This is a genomic window from Neobacillus sp. D3-1R (assembly GCF_052180215.1).
GTDB lineage: Bacteria > Bacillota > Bacilli > Bacillales > Cytobacillaceae > Pseudoneobacillus.
In genome coordinates, this window is sequence record NZ_CP197471.1 from 1,459,715 (window position 1) to 1,478,298 (window position 18,584).

Here is an 18,584-nt window from a genome sequence, read left to right on the forward strand (position 1 = left end):
TACCCATGGCGCTTTTGTGAATGGATTTAAGGAGATTGTATGAATATTTACCAACATTTTCGTCCGGAAGAGCGGGAATTTATTGATCAAGTTATACAATGGAAAAACTACGTGGAAGATGCCTATACCCCTAAATTGACAGATTTTTTAGACCCTAGAGAACAACAAATCGTGAAACTAATAATCGGTGAAACAACGGATATCCGTTGTCATTTTTTTGGGGGAGCAGAATATACGGAACGTCAAAGAGCTTTGATTATACCTGAATACTATCAAGTTGAAAATGAGGACTATCAAATTAGTTTTTTTGAAATTGAATATCCAAAAAAATTTGTCAAAATAGAACATCCTCAGGTTCTAGGTAGTTTGATGTCACTTGGGATAAAAAGAGAAAAATTTGGCGATATTTTGATTGAAGGCGACCGAGTCCAAGTTGTGGTTGCTAAGGAAATTGATTCCTATATTCAGATGCAACTATCATCGATTGGTAGGGCCAAAATCAATTTAAAAGAAGTATCTTTTACCGATGTTATTACTATTCGTAATAAATGGGAAGAGGAAACGACCACAGTATCCTCTTTAAGATTAGATACTGTTATTGCTGCTCTATATCACATTTCTCGTCAAAAATCCCAGCTTTTGATAGAACAGGGTCTAGTAAAAGTAAATTTTACTAACATTATTAAACCTTCTTTTGAATGCGGAGAATTTGATTTGATTTCCGTTCGTGGATATGGGAGAACAAAAATATTATCGATAGAAGGCAAAACCAAAAAGGATAAGTGGCGAATAACGGCTGGAAAGCAAAAATAATTGCCAAAATTAGCAGGAAAAACAAAAAGCATGTCGAATTATGCATAGTACATATAAAGAGATAATTTTGATGCTGGGAGGTGGCGTAATGCCATTAACGCCGTTGGATATACACAATAAAGAATTTAATCGGGGATTTCGAGGTTACGATGAAGATGAAGTAAATGAGTTTCTTGATCAAGTGATTAAAGACTATGAACTAATTCTTCGTGAGAAAAAGGAACTTGATGAGCGTTTAAGTGAAATGAATCAAAGACTAAGCCACTTCACGAATATTGAAGAAACATTAAATAAATCTATTGTCATTGCACAAGAAGCTGGGGAAGATGTAAAAAGAAATGCTCAAAAAGAGGCAAAATTAATTTTAAAAGAAGCAGAAAAAAATGCTGATCGTATTGTAAATGAAGCATTATCTAAGGCTAGGAAAATTGCCCTTGAAATTGAGGATCTAAAAAAACAATCAAAGGTATTTAGAACTCGTTTTAAAATGCTTATCGAAGCCCAGTTAGATATGCTTAATAATGATGATTGGGATCATCTGCTTCAATACGAAGTGGATGCCACTGAATTAAAAAGTTTACAAGCGGAAAATGAGACTAATTCTTGACGAATTGCTTATAACTAGCATATAATTTCTTAATATAATTATAATAGTGCTAATGACAGTGATAGGGATAGTACATGGTCGCCTGCTTTTTGTAGCGAGATGAGGATGGTGTAAGCTCATCAAAGCATGATTAATGGAAAATCACCCTTGAGTCCCGACCTGAACCCTTTGTGAGGAAGTAGGATAGGCGTAAATTCACGTTACGAATGCTCAAAGTGGATTATTGTAAATAATCTATAAGGGTGGTACCGCGGGTAAAGTCTCTCGTCCCTTTTGGGATGAGGGGCTTTTTTATTTTTCCTTGTAACTCGAAGGAAGGCTATTGTATGAACCCCAAGTTTTGGGGTTATATTGTCAAAAGTATGTATTTTATATAGGTTCAGGAGGAAAGGGAAATGGATTTTAAAGATACTTTATTAATGCCGCAAACGGAATTTCCAATGAGAGGAAATTTACCTAAGCGCGAACCTGAAATTCAGGATAAATGGAATGAAATGGATATTTATAAAAAAGTTCAAGAACGTACTGCTGGACGTCCTATGTATGTATTACATGATGGTCCTCCATATGCAAATGGTGATATCCATATGGGGCATGCGTTAAACAAAATCTTAAAAGATTTTATTGTCCGTTTTAAATCAATGAGTGGATTTCAAGCCCCTTATGTACCTGGCTGGGATACTCATGGATTACCAATTGAACAGGCATTAACAAATAAAGGCGTAAAGCGTAAAGAAATGACTGTGGCTGAATTTAGAAAGCTTTGTGCTGAGTACGCATATGAGCAAATTGATAATCAGCGTGGACAATTCAAAAGACTGGGTGTAAGGGGAGATTGGGAAAACCCATACATCACCTTAAAGCCAGAGTATGAAGCTCAGCAAATTAAAGTTTTTGGTGAAATGGCTAAAAAAGGCTATATCTATAAAGGATTAAAGCCAGTTTATTGGTCCCCATCAAGTGAATCAGCGTTAGCAGAAGCTGAAATTGAATACAAAGACAAACGTTCTGCCTCCATTTATGTTGGATTTAAAGTGAAGGATGGTAAGGGTAAATTAAATGAAGGAACAAATGTGGTCATTTGGACAACAACTCCATGGACCATTCCGGCAAACTTGGCAATTTCTTTACATCCTGAATTAATGTATGTAGTCGTTGAAGTATCTGGAGAAAAGTACGTTGTAGCTGAAGAGTTATTAGAATCGGTTACTAAGGAAATTGGTTGGGAAAATCCAACTGTCTCTAAAAAACTAAAAGGTAATGAATTAGAGTATGTTGTATGTAAGCATCCGTTTTATGATCGTGATTCTATTGTTGTATTAGGAGAACACGTTACAACAGAAGCTGGTACGGGTTGCGTTCATACTGCTCCTGGCCATGGGGAAGACGATTTCCAAGTAGGGCAAAAATATGGTTTAGACGTACTATGTCCTGTTGATGATAAAGGTAATATGACAAAAGAAGCTGTAGGATTTGAAGGATTATTTTATGATGAAGCTAATAAACCTATTACTCAGAAACTTGAAGAAGTGGGTGCTTTATTAAAACTAACCTTTATTACTCACTCCTATCCACATGATTGGAGAACGAAAAAGCCAGTTATTTTCCGTGCTACAGCTCAGTGGTTTGCTTCCATTAAAGATTTCCGCGACCAACTACTAAAAGCTGTAGAAGAAACAAAATGGGTTCCAGCATGGGGCGAAACGAGATTATTTAACATGGTTCGTGATAGAGGAGACTGGTGTATTTCTCGTCAAAGAGCGTGGGGTGTGCCAATTCCTGTATTCTTTGCTGAAGATGGCGAAGCAATTATTACAGATGAGACCATTGAGCATGTTTCTAATCTTTTCCGTCAACATGGTTCAAATATCTGGTTTGAAAAATCAGCAAATGAATTATTACCTGAAGGTTTCACTCATCCTGGCAGTCCTAATGGTAAATTCACAAAAGAAACAGATATTATGGATGTTTGGTTTGATTCAGGATCATCACACCAGTCAGTGTTAGAAGAAAGAGACGATTTACAGCGCCCAGCTGACCTTTATCTTGAAGGGTCCGATCAATATCGTGGTTGGTTTAACTCTTCCCTTTCAACTAGTGTTGCTGTAACAGGTAAAGCTCCGTATAAAGGTGTATTAAGTCATGGTTTCGTTCTTGATGGTGAAGGACGTAAAATGAGTAAGTCAATAGGAAACGTTGTCGTTCCAGCAAAAGTAATGGACCAATTGGGAGCAGATATTTTACGTCTTTGGGTAGCTTCTGTTGATTATCAATCAGATGTTCGTGTATCAGATGCTATTTTAAAACAAGTAGCAGAAGTATACCGTAAAATTCGTAATACATTCCGTTTCTTATTAGGGAATTTATCTGACTTCAATCCTGAAACAGATGCGGTTTCTTATGAAAACCTTCGTGAAGTTGACCAATATATGCTAGTTAAATTGAACAAACTGATTAAGTATGTTAAAGAGGCATATGAGAAATATGAATTTGCAGGAATTTATCACGCTATTAATAATTTCTGTACTTTAGACTTAAGTGCGTTTTATTTAGATTTTGCAAAAGATGTGTTATATATCGAAGCTAAAAATCATCCGGAACGTCGCGCTATTCAAACCGTTCTACATGAAAGCTTAATGGCGTTAACGAAGCTTGTTTCTCCAATTCTTTCTCATACAGCTGATGAGGTTTGGGGTTATATCCCTTCTGTTAGTGAAGAAAGTGTTCAGCTAACAGATATGCCAGAATATCAAGAACTAGAAAATGCTAAAGAATTAGAAGAAAAGTGGAATGCATTCTTAAAACTTCGTGATGAAGTGTTAAAAGCATTAGAAGAAGCACGTAATGAAAAAGTAATTGGTAAATCTTTAACAGCAAAGGTCACATTGTATGTGAATGATAAATCTAAAGCATTATTAGAGAGTATCAAAGAAAATGTACAACAACTCTTTATTGTTTCTGCTTTTGAAGTTGCGGGTTCATATGAAGAGGCACCGGAAAACGCATTGAAATTAGAAACTTCAGCTATTGTTGTTTCTAAAGCAGAAGGTGAAACTTGTGAACGCTGTTGGGTGGTTACCCCAGAGGTCGGTAAGGTAGAGGAGTATCCAACTTTATGCCCTCGTTGTGCAGAAGTCATTAAAGAAAATTATGCAGCACAATCCTAATATACGAAGAGGCTAAACTTAGGTTTAGCTTCTTTTTTTTGCAGAAATACCAAAAGTTGTTGTGTTTCAATTTTCCTAACTAACAGATACTATCCTTAATATCATTACGGAGGTGTTAGAGATGAAAGTTTTTGAAAAGAAGCTTTATGAAGAACTCCGTGATATGGAACGAGAAATGAAAAATAAACTAGAACTGAATATGGTTAGTAGCAAAATTAAAAATTATGTGGAGGAAGAGCTTAAAGATATTAAGGTTACATTAAGGAAAATAGAATGCGGGGATTATGGCAAATGTGAAATATCAGGGGAATTAATCCCGTATGATTTGTTAACATCTGTTCCTATCGCACAATCCATTGATGATTTTAATAAAATGAAAACGTATTTTAAAAAACCTCTTGTTAACTAGCTTTAACTATACTGCCTTTTCCAATTTCATTGTCGTTTATATGAATAGTGTGCTAAAATGCAAAGGAACATAGATAAAAGGTTTGGGAGGTTTCTTTGTGTTTTATTACATAATTGCCCTTTTTGTTATTATTTTAGATCAAGTAACAAAGTGGCTTGTTGAGAAAAAAATGATTTTTGGTGAGAGTATTACCATTATTGAAAATTTTCTTTATATTACCTCACATCGTAATCGAGGAGCAGCGTGGGGAATTCTACAAGGTCAAATGTGGTTCTTTTATTTAATTACAGTTATTGTGATTATTGGAATTATCTATTATATACAAAAAGCAGCAAAAGGAAAAATACTCTTAGGAATTGCACTTGGATTAATGCTGGGTGGAGCTATCGGAAATTTTATTGACCGAGTTATTCGAAAAGAAGTAGTGGATTTTATTAATACGTATATTTTTAGCTATGATTTTCCGGTATTTAATGTTGCAGACTCCGCGCTTGTAGTGGGTGTTGGGCTTTTAATGCTGCAGATGCTGCGAGAAGAGAGAGAAGCAAAGGAGAAAAAAAATGGAGAAGATGGAACACATCATTCGTGAGGATGAAAAAAGTGATCGGATTGATAAAGTAATTAGTACTCTAAATGATGAATGGTCGAGAAGCCAAGTACAAATATGGATTAAAGATGGTCATGTGCTTGTAAATGGACAGAAAATAAAAACGAACTATAAATGTAATGTCGATGACAAGGTTGAAATAAGTATACCTGAGCCAGAAGAACTAGATGTTGTACCTGAAGAAATGGATCTTGATATTTATTACGAGGATTCTGATGTTTTAGTTGTTAATAAACCTAAGGGTATGGTTGTGCATCCAGCTCCAGGACATTCTTCAGGAACGTTAGTGAATGGTCTAATGGCCCACTGTAAGGATTTATCTGGAATAAATGGAGTCATGCGCCCTGGAATTGTTCATCGAATTGATAAAGATACTTCAGGCCTTTTAATGGTGGCCAAAAATGACTTAGCTCATGAAAGTTTAGTCAATCAACTGGTAGCTAAAACGGTCACCAGAAAATATAAAGCTGTTGTTCATGGGCATATCCCTCATGATTATGGGACCATAGATGCACCATTAGGGCGAGATCCAAGAGACCGCCAAAGTATGACAATTGTGGATAACGGCAAACACGCTGTTACTCATTTTCATGTCTTAGAAAGGTTTAATGATTTTACATTTGTTGAATGTCAACTAGAAACTGGTAGAACTCATCAAATTCGTGTTCATATGAAATATATTGGTTTTCCTCTTGCAGGAGATCCGAAATACGGACCTAAAAAGACCTTGGATATTGGTGGACAAGCTCTTCACGCTGGATTATTAGGATTTAACCATCCTCGTACAGGTGAGTATGTAGAGTTTGAAGCACCTCTGCCCTCTGATTTTGAGGAGTTATTAGAAAACCTAAGAAATAATCGTTGACATTTTTCGCATTCTTCATTACTATTAGGTTAGTTGAATAAGTCCTTTAAAACAGTCCCGTGAGGCTGAGAAGGAAACGGTTATAAAGGGATATCTATACCCTTTTCTTAAACATAACTAGTTTACCCTCTCATCAAACGGTGAGAGGGTTTTTTGTTTTTAGTAAAATAACCCGTTTCCCATTTAAGTCGGAAGAAGGTGAATACATTGACTCAAAAAGCTGTCCTTTTAGATGAACAAGCTATCAGAAGAGCACTTACAAGAATTGCTCATGAAGTGATTGAGAAGAACAAAGGGATAGAAAATATTGTACTTGTAGGTATAAAGACAAGAGGTATTTACATTGCGAAACGCCTTGCTGAAAAAATTACAGAAATTGAAGAAAAAGAAATTCCTGTAGGTGAATTGGATATCACTTTATATCGTGATGACTTAACAAAAAAAACTGATGATGAAGAGCCACTTGTTAAAGGGTCTGATATTCCTTGCGATATTACAAACCAAAAAGTAATTCTTGTAGATGACGTTTTATATACCGGTCGAACGGTTCGGGCTGCAATGGATGCATTAATGGATATTGGCAGACCTGCTTCTATTCAACTAGCTGTGCTAGTGGACCGTGGCCATCGTGAATTACCAATTCGAGCAGATTATGTTGGGAAGAACATTCCTACTTCTAGCTCTGAAAAAATTGTCGTTGAGTTAAAAGAAGTCGATAATATTGAACAAGTAAGTATTTTTGAAAAATAAATAGCAAACCCTTTAAATGTAGTCCTGTGAGGCTAGCAAAGGGATAATTACAAAGGTATTAATCTTTGTCACTTATCTATACCCTCTTTGCGCCTGTTTTAGGATCTGCAAGAGGGTATTTTTTATAGGAAATAAATATTAGGGGAGACTTAAAATGAATAAACCAATCTTAGATGTAACAGATAAACCAAGTAGTTCACAATGGCTTTCATTAAGTTTACAACATTTATTTGCAATGTTTGGAGCAACGATCTTAGTACCTTATTTAGTTGGTTTAAGCCCTGCGATCGCTTTAATTTCAAGTGGTTTAGGAACGATAGCCTTCCTTATTATTACAAAGTTTCAGGTACCTGCATACTTAGGTTCATCATTTGCCTTTATTGCTCCTGTTATTGCCGCAAAAGCAACTGGAGGGCCAGGGGCGGCTATGGTTGGAACCTTCCTAGCTGGACTTGTCTACGGAATTGTAGCACTTATTATTAAGCAAGCCGGTTACAAATGGATAATGAATATTTTACCGCCGATTGTAGTAGGTCCAGTTATCATTGTCATTGGATTAGCGTTAGCAGGTACTGCAGTAAACATGGCGATGAACAATCCAGTTACGAATGAATACAGCTTATTGCATTTCTCAATTGCCTTAGTAACATTAGCAGCAACTATCATCTGCTCTATCTATTTCAAAGGGATGATGAGCTTAATCCCTATCCTTTTCGGAATTATCGTAGGGTATGTATATGCACTAGCAGTCGGAGTTGTTGACTTCACACCAGTTCAAGAGGCAAAATGGCTTCAAATGCCTGACTTCTTATTCCCTGGGGTTGATTATCAAGTTAAAATCACCCTAGATATTGTTTTATTAATGGTACCAGTTGCAATTGTAACTCTTTCAGAACATATTGGACACCAATTAGTATTGAATAAAGTAGTAGGTCGAAATTACTTTAAAGAACCTGGCTTACACCGCTCTATTTTAGGAGATGGGATGGCAACAATGATTTCAGGTTTAATTGGTGGGCCACCAAAGACAACTTATGGTGAAAATATTGGAGTATTAGCGATTACAAGAGTGTACAGTGTCTATGTTATATTCGGAGCTGCAGTTCTTGCAACTGTCTTCGGTTTCGTTGGGAAAATTACGGCCTTAATCAGCACGATTCCAACTCCGGTTATGGGTGGAGTATCAATCCTTCTTTTCGGAATCATCGCATCATCAGGACTACGTATGTTAGTGGATAGTAAAATTGATTTTGGTGATAAACGCAACCTAGTTATTTCTTCTGTCATCTTAGTGATTGGAATTGGTGGAGCGTTCATCAAAGTATCAGATCAATTCCAAATTCAAGGAATGGCTTTAGCAGCAATCATTGGGATTGTATTGAACTTTGTTTTACCTGGAAGAGAACCAGTAAAAGAAGACTTTTTTGAAGAAAAATCAAATAATGAAAACCGAGTAGCGTAAACCTTTTAATTCAAGTCCAGAGAGGCTTAAAAGGGTGTTTGCTTCATCTGTCTAGTAGGGATAAAGGGTAGTTTAACCTTTGTTCCACACTGGCCAAAAACACCCTGAACAAAATGGTTCAGGGTGTTTTTTTTGAAAAAGTAAAAAGAATTAATATTAAGGCTGTTTTTTGTAAAGTCTGCTGCTTTCACTACTGAGTTGATTGGAGCGGAGGGCAATTGACTCCTGCGGGAGATAGAGGGAAGTGGGAGACCCCACAGGCGGTAACGCCGAGGAGGCTCCCATCCCTCCCCGCGGAAAGCAAGTGCCTGGAGCGGAAATCAACGGACTAAGGATGGGCTAAAAACAATAATGAAGGCGAAAAGAGCCTAATAAAAAAGGGGAGAGGCTTAATGAATCACTTGTTGACAACCTCTGAATTAAGCTTGGATGAAATTCTGTCAATATTAGAAGATGCAAAGGGATTTTCAGAGGGGATGCAGTGGACTCCTGAAAATCAGATGTTTGTAGCAAATTTATTCTTTGAGCCAAGTACTAGAACAAAATGCAGCTTTGAGGTTGCACAAAGGCGATTAGGATTATCCATTATTCCTTTTGAAACAAATTATTCCAGCGTTTTAAAGGGAGAAACCCTTTACGACACGGTTAAAACTTTAGAATCAATTGGAGTCAATGCGGTTGTTATCCGCCATGAACAAGACCGGTACTATGAAGGCTGGTTGGATAATGTGAAGATTTCTGTTGTAAATGGAGGAGATGGCTGCGGCCATCATCCTACCCAATCGTTGCTTGATTTATTTACGATTCAACAGCAATTTGGAAGCTTTAAAGGGTTAAAAATCGCCATTATCGGTGATATCAAACACAGCAGAGTTGCAAGATCGAATGCTGATACACTCATTAGGTTAGGAGCAGAGGTCGTATTTTCTGGACCTGAAAACTGGTTTGATTTTGAAATGATGAAGCAATGTCCATATGAACCTATAGATCAAACTATTACGACCGCCGATGTAGTCATGCTTTTACGCATCCAACATGAACGTCATGCTGATGAAGAATCGTTGACAGCAGAAGATTACCATCAAAAATACGGCTTAACGTTAGAACGAGAGAAAAGAATGAAGCCAACTAGTATTATCATGCATCCTGCACCAGTTAATCGGAATGTTGAAATTGCTGATGAACTGGTGGAATGTGAACGTTCAAGGATATTTAAACAGATGGAAAATGGAGTATTTGTTCGGATGGCCGTACTGAAAAATATACTTGAAACCCAAAGAGGAGGGCAACCACATGTTAATCAAAAAAGCGAACTTGCTTACAGATAAGGGATTAGAAGTTGTCGACGTTTTAATAAAAGATGGAAAGATTGAACATATAGCTCAGGAAATTAACGTTAGTAGTGAAGAAACCTTTGATGCACAAGGGTTATTATTAACGCCAGGTTTTATAGATCTTCATGTACATCTTCGCGAACCGGGTGGGGAAAAAAAGGAAACAATCGAAACGGGAACAAAAGCAGCAGCAAAGGGTGGATTTACAACCATTGCGGCAATGCCAAATACAAGACCAGTTCCAGATTGTAAGGAACAGCTTAACTGGTTAAATGAAAAAATAAAAGAAACTGCACATGTCCGTGTCTTACCGTATGCCTCCATAACAATAAGAGAATTAGGTCAAGAACTTACCAACTTTACAGAATTAAAAGAAGCGGGTGCCTTTGCTTTTACGGATGATGGTGTAGGTATACAGTCGGCTGGAATGATGCTTGAGGCAATGAAAATTGCGGCAAAATTGAATAAAGCAATTGTGGCTCATTGTGAAGATAATACGTTAATTAATAAGGGCTGTGTACATGAAGGAATATTTTCAAATGAAAATGGATTAAATGGGATTCCTTCTGTATGTGAATCTGTTCATATCGCGCGTGATGTTTTACTAGCTGAAAGTGCTGGATGCCATTACCATGTATGCCACATTAGTACAAAGGAATCGGTACGAGTAGTTCGTGATGCAAAAAAAGCAGGAATTAAGGTGACAGCCGAAGTAACGCCACACCATCTTTTATTAAGTGAAGAAGATATTCCATCCCTTGATGCCAATTTCAAAATGAATCCTCCGTTACGTGGTGCAAAAGATCGTTTAGCTCTAATTGAAGGGTTAATTGATGGGACGATTGACTTTATCGCAACCGATCATGCCCCACATACACAAGAAGAAAAGGCTGAAGGGATGCAACTGGCACCGTTTGGGATTGTAGGATTAGAAACAGCTTTCCCTTTGCTTTATACCAATCTAGTAAAAAAGGAAATTATCACTTTACAGCAATTAATTGAGTTTTTAACCTTAAAGCCTGCAGAAGCTTTTAACCTCCCTTTCGGAAAGATAGAAGTGGGTAGGACAGCTGACCTTGTACTTATTGATTTAGAAAGAGAAGAATCCATTAACCCGGAAGAATTTCTATCAAAAGGTAAAAATACTCCGTTTGAAAACTGGATCTGTCAAGGCTGGCCGGTAATGACGATGGTTGAAGGGAAAATTGTCTGGACAAAGGAGAGGGTAGAAGCATGAAACGACAATTAATCTTAGAAGATGGAACAGTTTTTATTGGAAATGGTTTTGGTAGTGAAGTTGATAAAATGGGTGAGGTTGTCTTTAATACAGGGATGACTGGTTATCAAGAAATTATTTCAGACCCTTCTTATTGTGGGCAAATTGTCACGCTAACTTATCCTTTAGTCGGCAATTATGGAATTAATAGAGATGATTTTGAATCGATTCATCCAGCCATTAGCGGTTTTATTGTGAAAGAAGCAACGGATTTTCCATCCAATTGGAGAAGTGAATGGACACTTGATGAATATTTTAAAATGCGTAATATTCCTGCTATAAGCGGTGTAGATACTAGAAAATTAACGAGAATCATCCGCAAGTATGGAACTCTTAAGGGGGCTATTTGCGGTATAGAGCAAAATGTGGAAGATGTGTTAAATAAACTTCGCGGAAACAGTCTGCCTACCAACCAGGTGGAACAAGTTTCAACGAAGTCAGCGTATCCGAGTCCTGGGCGTGGATACCGAGTGGTTCTTGTGGATTTTGGAATGAAACATGGGATATTACGTGAATTAAACAAACGTGATTGTGATGTAATTGTTGTCCCGCATAACACAAGTGCAACAGAAATCCTTCAGCTTCGTCCTGATGGAATCATGCTTTCAAATGGACCTGGGGATCCAAAGGACGTTCCAGAAGCCGTTGAGATGATTAAAGGAATTCTAGGAAAAGTACCGATGTTTGGAATTTGTTTAGGTCACCAGCTCTTTGCCTTAGCCTGTGGTGCTGATACCTCAAAAATGAAATTTGGTCACCGAGGCTCTAATCATCCAGTAAAGGAAATGAAAACAGGTAAAGTTGCCATTACTTCTCAGAATCACGGTTATACAGTGGAAGAAGCATCTCTTATTGGGTCACCATTAGAAATTACCCATATTGCGCTAAATGATGGAACAATAGAAGGTCTTAAGCATAAAGAAGTACCTGCATTTACGGTTCAATATCACCCGGAAAGCTCACCTGGACCAGAAGATGCCAATAATCTTTTTGACCAATTTTTAAATATGATAAAAAGTGAAAAACAGGAAGGGGTTTCAGCATGCCAAAACGTACAGATATAAATTCCATTCTAGTTATAGGATCAGGACCCATTATTATCGGTCAAGCAGCAGAGTTTGACTATGCTGGAACACAAGCTTGTATTGCCCTAAAAGAAGAAGGCTATAAAGTTATTCTGGTCAATTCCAATCCAGCCACTATCATGACAGATACGGAAATGGCTGATGTTGTTTATATAGAACCATTAACATTAGAGTTTGTAAGTAGAATTATTCGTAAAGAACGCCCAGATGCGATCCTTTCAACACTAGGTGGACAAACTGGCTTAAATATTGCAGTAGAGTTAGCGGATTCAGGAATCTTAGAAGAATGTGGTGTTGAAATTCTTGGAACAAAACTTTCTGCGATTAAGAAAGCTGAGGACCGTGAATTATTTAAGGAATTAATGAACGAACTAGGAGAACCAGTCCCAGAAAGTGATATCGTTCATAACTTAAAAGAAGCATACGAATTTGTTGGTAAGGTTGGATATCCTGTTATTGTTCGTCCAGCGTTTACTCTAGGGGGGACGGGTGGAGGAATCTGTCATAATGAAGCAGACCTTATTGAGATTGTTTCAAGCGGGATAAAGAATAGTCCAGTAGGCCAGTGTTTATTAGAAAGAAGCATCGCAGGCTTTAAAGAAATTGAATATGAAGTGATGAGAGATTCAAATGACAATGCTATTGTAGTGTGCAATATGGAAAACTTTGATCCTGTTGGGGTACATACAGGGGATTCCATTGTTGTGGCACCTAGTCAAACCTTGAGTGACAGAGAATATCAGCTGTTAAGGAATGTGTCTTTAAAAATTATTCGTGCCCTTAAAATTGAAGGTGGGTGCAATGTACAACTTGCTCTCGATCCTCATAGCTTTAACTACTATATTATTGAAGTAAATCCTAGGGTAAGCCGTTCATCTGCATTAGCATCAAAAGCAACAGGTTATCCCATTGCTAAGTTAGCGGCTAAGATAGCGGTTGGATTAACCCTTGATGAAATGATGAATCCTGTTACCGGAAAAACATATGCAAGCTTTGAACCTGCATTAGATTATATTGTCACCAAAATACCAAGATGGCCATTTGATAAATTTGAATCAGCAAATCGATCTCTAGGAACACAGATGAAAGCGACCGGCGAGGTTATGGCGATTGGAAGAACCTTTGAAGAATCACTATTAAAAGCCATTCGTTCACTCGAATCTAATATCTATCATTTAGAATTAGCTGATGCAGACCAAATCGATAATGAAACCATTGAAAAAAGAATACGTAAAGCTGGCGACGAACGCTTATTTTACATTGCTGAGGCTATAAAAAGAGGAGTTTCCATTGAAACCATTCACGAATGGAGCTTAATTGATCTGTTTTTCTTGAAGAAACTAGAAGGAATTGTTGAATTTGAGAAATCAGTGTTAACGAATCAATTTGATTATGAAATTGGGAAAATGGCGAAGGAAAAAGGTTTTTCAGATATTGCCCTTGCAAAGTTTTGGGAATCTACGTCGCAAGAAGTGTATCAATGGCGTAAAGAGAATGGGATTATTCCTGTTTATAAGATGGTTGATACTTGTGCTGCTGAATTCGAATCAGAGACCCCCTATTTTTATGGAACGTATGAAGAAGAAAATGAATCAATCGTTACTAGTCGTAAAAGTGTTCTGGTACTAGGTTCTGGGCCAATACGTATTGGTCAAGGAATTGAATTCGATTATGCGACTGTCCATTCTGTTTGGGCAATCAAGGAAGCGGGATATGAAGCGATTATTATCAACAGTAATCCGGAAACCGTTTCGACCGATTTTAGCATATCAGATAAGCTTTATTTTGAACCTCTAACCATTGAGGATGTTATGCATGTTATTGACTTGGAACAACCAATCGGAGTAGTCGTACAGTTTGGTGGTCAAACAGCTATTAATTTAGCATCTGAACTTGTTCAACGAGGAGTAAAAATTTTAGGTACTAGTTTAGAAGATTTAGATAGAGCTGAAAATCGTGATAAATTCGAGCAGGCACTTGTAAAACTTTCCATTCCACAGCCGTTAGGGAAAACAGCACTATCTGTGCAGGAAGCTGTCGAAATTGCAAATGAAATTGGTTACCCAGTACTCGTTCGACCATCCTATGTCCTTGGTGGAAGAGCAATGGAAATTGTTTATCAAGAAACCGAACTGCTTCACTATATGACGAATGCAGTCAAAATTAACCCAGAACATCCAGTATTAATTGATCGTTATTTAACAGGAAAAGAAATTGAGGTCGATGCCATTTCAGACGGAGAGAATGTGTTAATTCCAGGAATAATGGAGCATATTGAACGAGCAGGCGTACACTCTGGTGATTCGATAGCTGTTTATCCGCCACAAACTCTATCTCCATCTGTTAAACAAACATTAGTAGAATATACGAAAAGGCTTGCAAAAGGCTTAAATATCATCGGGCTTCTAAATATACAATATGTCATTAACAATGAGGAAGTTTATGTAATTGAAGTGAACCCTCGTTCAAGTAGGACTGTACCATTCCTAAGCAAAATTACCAATGTTCCAATGGCGAAAATTGCTACAAAAATTATCTTAGGAAAATCACTAGTAGATCAAGGCTATACTCCAGGACTTGTCCCTGAAAAAACTGGAGTTTATGTGAAAGTACCTGTTTTTTCTTTTGAAAAACTACGGAGAGTGGATATTACACTAGGGCCAGAAATGAAATCAACTGGTGAAGTAATGGGGAAAGATAGTACGCTGGAAAAAGCCCTTTACAAAGGTTTGATTGCAGCAAAAATGAAAATTCAGAAGTATGGTACGGTTCTTTTAACTGTAGCGGATAAAGATAAAGATGAAGCTTTAGCTCTAGCAAAACGTTTTGCTTCTATTGGTTATCAGCTGGTAGCGACCAGTGGGACAGCCAATTATATGAAGGCAAATGGTGTAGATGTTGATATCGTTGGAAAAATTGGCTCGGAAGGAGTCACATTAATTGATGTGATTCGAAAAGGAGAAGTGCAGCTGATTATTAATACTTTGACAAGAGGAAAACAGCCAGAACGGGATGGATTTAAAATTCGTCGTGAGTCTGTAGAGAATGGAATACCTTGCTTAACATCATTGGATACAGCGAATGCTCTCTTACGTGTAATTGAATCCATGACATTCTCAACAGAAGCGATGGAAGCTGCTTCGGTATCCAAGGAGAGTGTTCTTGTATGATAAAACAAGAGCATTGCCTTATTAAAGAACAAATTGAAATAGCTGATTCTATCTTTAAGCTCACCTTACAGGGTGAGCTTGTCACTGAAATGAAAACACCTGGACAGTTTGTTCACTTAAAAATAGGAGATGGTTTAAATCCTTTACTAAGGAGACCAATCAGTATATCCAGTATTGATAGGGAAAATAAACAATTTACGATGATCTATCGACGAGAGGGGAAGGGAACTTCTCAATTAGCAACTAAAGTCCCTGGAATGACAGTGGATGTATTAGGTCCGCTTGGAAATGGATTTCCTGTTCAGGAAACCCAACCAGGAAAAACCGCTTTACTAGTTGGTGGGGGAATTGGGGTACCTCCTTTACTTGAACTTTCTAAACAGCTAACCGTATTAGGGGTAAGGGTCATTCATGTTTTAGGTTTTCAATCGAAGAATGTCGTATTCGGTGAGCAAGAGTTTTCACTATTAGGTGAAACATACATTACTACAGTGGATGGTTCTTATGGATTTAAAGGGTTTGTTACAGACGTCATTGAACAATATCAATGGCCGTTTGAGACGATGTACGCTTGCGGGCCGACTCCGATGCTAAAGGCTTTAGAGCATCATTATCCAGATAAAAAGGTGTATCTATCATTAGAGGAACGCATGGGGTGCGGCATTGGTGCTTGTTTTGCTTGTGTATGTCATACAGCTAATGATCCTCATGGTTTTACCTATAAAAAAGTGTGCAGTGATGGTCCAGTTTTTAAGGTGGGGGAGGTAGTGCTATGAAATCGTTAGAAGTCAATCTACCAGGTTTACATTTAAAAAATCCAATTATGCCTGCTTCAGGATGTTTTGGTTTTGGGAGAGAGTTTAGTCAGTTCTATGACTTAAGTCAACTTGGTGCGATTATGATTAAGGCAACCACCGTTGAACCACGCTTCGGAAATCCTACTCCTCGGGTTGCTGAAACATCAGCAGGTATGTTAAATGCCATTGGTTTACAAAATCCTGGACTTGAAAAGGTCATGAATGAGGAGCTTCCGTGGTTAAATCAATATGATGTACCTATAATAGCCAATATAGCTGGGTCTACAGAAGAAGATTATATAGAAGTCGCAAGGAATATATCAAGGGCTCCAAATGTTTATGCCCTTGAGTTAAATATCTCATGTCCAAATGTTAAAACAGGTGGAATAGCGTTCGGAACAATCCCAGAAGTAGCTAAGAATTTAACAAAAAAAGTGAAAGAAGTATCTTCTGTTCCGGTCTATGTAAAACTCTCACCTAATGTGACAAACATTGTAGAAATGGCAAAAGCTGTGGAAGACGGCGGAGCCGATGGATTAACCATGATTAACACTCTTTTAGGGATGCGACTTGATTTAAAGACAGCCCAACCGATTTTAGCCAACCGAACCGGTGGTCTATCTGGAGCGGCTATTAAACCCGTTGCGGTTCGAATGATTTATGATGTAAGCCAGAATGTTTCTATACCAATTATTGGTATGGGTGGAGTTCAATCTGCTGAAGATGTAATCGAGTATTTTTATGCAGGTGCAAGTGCTGTTGCAGTTGGTACAGCTAATTTTGTAGATCCTTATGTCTGTCCGAAGATTATTGAAGAACTGCCATTATTGCTAGAGAAATTAGGAGTTGGACATATTTCTGAATGTACGGGAAGGAGCTGGAAAAAGCATGAAAAACTCGTTAATTATCGCGCTTGATTTTTCAAATAAAACCGACGTCGTACGTTTTTTGGAACCTTTTCAAGATGAGAAGCTTTTTGTAAAGGTAGGGATGGAACTTTTCTTTCAGGAAGGTCCAGACATTCTATCCTTTTTAAAAGGGAAAGGCCATCAAATTTTTCTTGATTTGAAGCTTCATGATATTCCCAATACCGTTTACCGAGCCATGAAAGGATTGGCATCAATAGGTTGTGATCTTGTTAATGTTCATGCTGCAGGGGGGACAGATATGATGAAGGCAGCTTTGGAAGGACTAGAGGAAGGAACTTTAGCTGGTCAAACTAGACCCTATTGCATTGCTGTTACCCAACTGACGAGTACTTCCGAAGAACAAATGCAGAAGGAGCAGTTAATAAAGGTTCCTCTAGAAGATTCGGTACTGAACTATGCATCACTTGCTAAGGAAGCTGGATTAGATGGAATCGTATGTTCCGTTTTTGAATCAAGAAAAATACAAGAAGTATTAGGTGCTGATTTCTTAACAGTCTGTCCGGGGATTAGACAAAGTACATTAAGTGTACAAGATCAAAAAAGAGTAGCCACTCCAAAAATTGCATTAGCAAATGATGTATCAGCCATTGTTGTTGGTAGACCAATTACACAGGCAGAAAATCCTGTGGATGCCTATAGATTAATATTAAATGAATGGAGTGGGGTAAAAGCATGAAAAAACAAATAGCGGAAGATTTACTTAAGATCAAAGCTGTCGCATTAAATCCAGCAAATCCATTTATCTGGTCATCCGGTCTAAAGTCACCTATTTATTGTGATAATCGTAGCACTATGGGATTTCCTGAAGTTCGTAGAAAAATAGCAAGCGGGTTGGCTGCACTTATTACTGAGAAATTTCCTCAAGTAGAGTGTATTGCTGGAACAGCTACAGCTGGGATTCCCCATGCAGCATGGGTTAGTGAATTACTAAACTTACCAATGTCTTATGTACGATCAAAAGCAAAGGCGCATGGAGCAGGGAAGCAAATTGAAGGCCAGACGTTACCAAATCAAAAAGTTGTTGTTGTGGAGGATCTTATTTCAACAGGTGGAAGTGTGATCACAACTGTTCAAGCCTTACGATCTGCAGGCTGTGAGGTATTAGGGGTCGTTTCTATCTTTACATACGAACTAGACCTTGCTACAAAAAACTTAGAATCAGAAGGAATTTCTTTTGTATCGTTAACGGATTACACAACATTGATAGGTGCTGCAGTTGAGAATGGATATATTCAAAAAGAAGAATTGGATAGCTTATTAGAATGGAAAAAGAACCCGGAGGTATGGGCCAAAGAACTATCTATCTAAATCAA

At 37.7% G+C, this 18,584-nt stretch carries 16 protein-coding genes and 1 other annotated feature; all 16 genes read left to right on the plus strand.

Annotated features, from left to right (window positions below):
- Positions 1 to 39 precede the first annotated feature (39 nt).
- The 16 genes from ACSBPO_RS07465 to pyrE all read left to right on the plus strand — a co-directional run bounded on the left by ACSBPO_RS07465 (position 40) and on the right by pyrE (position 18,579).
- The gene (locus ACSBPO_RS07465; protein ID WP_442599426.1) at positions 40 to 813 is read left to right on the plus strand and encodes an RNA-binding protein; all 774 of its coding nucleotides are present in this window, start codon (positions 40 to 42) and stop codon (positions 811 to 813) included.
- Between the two features lie 88 nt (positions 814 to 901).
- On the plus strand, positions 902 to 1,420 hold the full coding sequence (locus ACSBPO_RS07470; RefSeq protein ID WP_442599427.1) for a DivIVA domain-containing protein: 519 nt from the start codon (positions 902 to 904) through the stop codon (positions 1,418 to 1,420).
- A gap of 49 nt (positions 1,421 to 1,469) precedes the next feature.
- Positions 1,470 to 1,695, plus strand: a binding site (T-box leader).
- A gap of 120 nt (positions 1,696 to 1,815) precedes the next feature.
- Positions 1,816 to 4,587: an isoleucine--tRNA ligase gene (gene ileS / locus ACSBPO_RS07475; protein ID WP_442599428.1), complete on the plus strand. Its 2,772-nt coding sequence runs from the start codon at positions 1,816 to 1,818 to the stop codon at positions 4,585 to 4,587.
- Between the two features lie 121 nt (positions 4,588 to 4,708).
- Complete coding sequence (locus ACSBPO_RS07480) at positions 4,709 to 4,996, plus strand: hypothetical protein (protein WP_442599429.1); 288 nt, start codon at positions 4,709 to 4,711, stop codon at positions 4,994 to 4,996.
- A gap of 97 nt (positions 4,997 to 5,093) precedes the next feature.
- The gene (gene lspA / locus ACSBPO_RS07485) at positions 5,094 to 5,585 is read left to right on the plus strand and encodes a signal peptidase II (RefSeq protein ID WP_442599430.1); all 492 of its coding nucleotides are present in this window, start codon (positions 5,094 to 5,096) and stop codon (positions 5,583 to 5,585) included.
- The gene (locus tag ACSBPO_RS07490) at positions 5,557 to 6,468 is read left to right on the plus strand and encodes an RluA family pseudouridine synthase (RefSeq protein ID WP_442599431.1); all 912 of its coding nucleotides are present in this window, start codon (positions 5,557 to 5,559) and stop codon (positions 6,466 to 6,468) included. Before lspA ends, ACSBPO_RS07490 begins: the two co-directional genes overlap by 29 nt.
- A 207-nt stretch (positions 6,469 to 6,675) precedes the next feature.
- Complete coding sequence (pyrR, locus tag ACSBPO_RS07495; RefSeq protein ID WP_442599432.1) at positions 6,676 to 7,218, plus strand: bifunctional pyr operon transcriptional regulator/uracil phosphoribosyltransferase PyrR; 543 nt, start codon at positions 6,676 to 6,678, stop codon at positions 7,216 to 7,218.
- A gap of 154 nt (positions 7,219 to 7,372) precedes the next feature.
- The gene (locus tag ACSBPO_RS07500; protein WP_442599433.1) at positions 7,373 to 8,680 is read left to right on the plus strand and encodes a solute carrier family 23 protein; all 1,308 of its coding nucleotides are present in this window, start codon (positions 7,373 to 7,375) and stop codon (positions 8,678 to 8,680) included.
- 392 nt (positions 8,681 to 9,072) lie between these two features.
- A complete protein-coding gene (locus tag ACSBPO_RS07505; protein WP_442599434.1) occupies positions 9,073 to 10,008 on the plus strand; it encodes an aspartate carbamoyltransferase catalytic subunit in 936 nt (311 codons plus the stop codon).
- On the plus strand, positions 9,974 to 11,251 hold the full coding sequence (locus tag ACSBPO_RS07510) for a dihydroorotase (protein WP_442599435.1): 1,278 nt from the start codon (positions 9,974 to 9,976) through the stop codon (positions 11,249 to 11,251). Before ACSBPO_RS07505 ends, ACSBPO_RS07510 begins: the two co-directional genes overlap by 35 nt.
- Positions 11,248 to 12,354, plus strand: coding sequence for a carbamoyl phosphate synthase small subunit (locus tag ACSBPO_RS07515; protein ID WP_442599436.1), 1,107 nt, complete (start codon positions 11,248 to 11,250; stop codon positions 12,352 to 12,354). Before ACSBPO_RS07510 ends, ACSBPO_RS07515 begins: the two co-directional genes overlap by 4 nt.
- Positions 12,333 to 15,545 carry a carbamoyl-phosphate synthase large subunit gene (gene carB, locus ACSBPO_RS07520; protein ID WP_442599437.1) on the plus strand — a complete coding sequence of 1,071 codons (3,213 nt, stop codon included), beginning with the start codon at positions 12,333 to 12,335 and terminating at the stop codon, positions 15,543 to 15,545. Before ACSBPO_RS07515 ends, carB begins: the two co-directional genes overlap by 22 nt.
- The gene (locus tag ACSBPO_RS07525; RefSeq protein ID WP_442599438.1) at positions 15,542 to 16,321 is read left to right on the plus strand and encodes a dihydroorotate dehydrogenase electron transfer subunit; all 780 of its coding nucleotides are present in this window, start codon (positions 15,542 to 15,544) and stop codon (positions 16,319 to 16,321) included. The genes carB and ACSBPO_RS07525 overlap by 4 nt, the downstream gene beginning before the upstream one ends.
- Positions 16,318 to 17,259, plus strand: a complete 942-nt coding sequence (locus tag ACSBPO_RS07530; protein WP_442599439.1) for a dihydroorotate dehydrogenase — start codon at positions 16,318 to 16,320, stop codon at positions 17,257 to 17,259. Before ACSBPO_RS07525 ends, ACSBPO_RS07530 begins: the two co-directional genes overlap by 4 nt.
- Positions 17,231 to 17,947, plus strand: coding sequence for an orotidine-5'-phosphate decarboxylase (gene pyrF, locus ACSBPO_RS07535; protein ID WP_442599440.1), 717 nt, complete (start codon positions 17,231 to 17,233; stop codon positions 17,945 to 17,947). The genes ACSBPO_RS07530 and pyrF overlap by 29 nt, the downstream gene beginning before the upstream one ends.
- Entirely contained in the window at positions 17,944 to 18,579 is a 636-nt protein-coding gene (gene pyrE, locus ACSBPO_RS07540; protein WP_442599441.1) for an orotate phosphoribosyltransferase, read from the plus strand. The genes pyrF and pyrE overlap by 4 nt, the downstream gene beginning before the upstream one ends.
- Positions 18,580 to 18,584: the final 5 nt, after the last annotated feature.

Excerpts from the sequence above, each read along its gene's own strand:
- ACSBPO_RS07490 (WP_442599431.1), top strand. The coding sequence starts at position 5,557 with ATGGAGAAGATGGAACACATCATTCGTGAGGATGAAAAAAGTGATCGG.
- pyrE (WP_442599441.1), top strand. The coding sequence starts at position 17,944 with ATGAAAAAACAAATAGCGGAAGATTTACTTAAGATCAAAGCTGTCGCA.
- ACSBPO_RS07510 (WP_442599435.1), top strand. The coding sequence starts at position 9,974 with ATGTTAATCAAAAAAGCGAACTTGCTTACAGATAAGGGATTAGAAGTT.
- ACSBPO_RS07480 (WP_442599429.1), top strand. The coding sequence starts at position 4,709 with ATGAAAGTTTTTGAAAAGAAGCTTTATGAAGAACTCCGTGATATGGAA.
- ACSBPO_RS07505 (WP_442599434.1), top strand. The coding sequence starts at position 9,073 with ATGAATCACTTGTTGACAACCTCTGAATTAAGCTTGGATGAAATTCTG.
- ACSBPO_RS07470 (WP_442599427.1), top strand. The coding sequence starts at position 902 with ATGCCATTAACGCCGTTGGATATACACAATAAAGAATTTAATCGGGGA.
- ACSBPO_RS07500 (WP_442599433.1), top strand. The coding sequence starts at position 7,373 with ATGAATAAACCAATCTTAGATGTAACAGATAAACCAAGTAGTTCACAA.
- ACSBPO_RS07465 (WP_442599426.1), top strand. The coding sequence starts at position 40 with ATGAATATTTACCAACATTTTCGTCCGGAAGAGCGGGAATTTATTGAT.
- ACSBPO_RS07530 (WP_442599439.1), top strand. The coding sequence starts at position 16,318 with ATGAAATCGTTAGAAGTCAATCTACCAGGTTTACATTTAAAAAATCCA.
- ileS (WP_442599428.1), top strand. The coding sequence starts at position 1,816 with ATGGATTTTAAAGATACTTTATTAATGCCGCAAACGGAATTTCCAATG.
- carB (WP_442599437.1), top strand. The coding sequence starts at position 12,333 with ATGCCAAAACGTACAGATATAAATTCCATTCTAGTTATAGGATCAGGA.
- ACSBPO_RS07525 (WP_442599438.1), top strand. The coding sequence starts at position 15,542 with ATGATAAAACAAGAGCATTGCCTTATTAAAGAACAAATTGAAATAGCT.
- pyrF (WP_442599440.1), top strand. The coding sequence starts at position 17,231 with ATGAAAAACTCGTTAATTATCGCGCTTGATTTTTCAAATAAAACCGAC.
- ACSBPO_RS07515 (WP_442599436.1), top strand. The coding sequence starts at position 11,248 with ATGAAACGACAATTAATCTTAGAAGATGGAACAGTTTTTATTGGAAAT.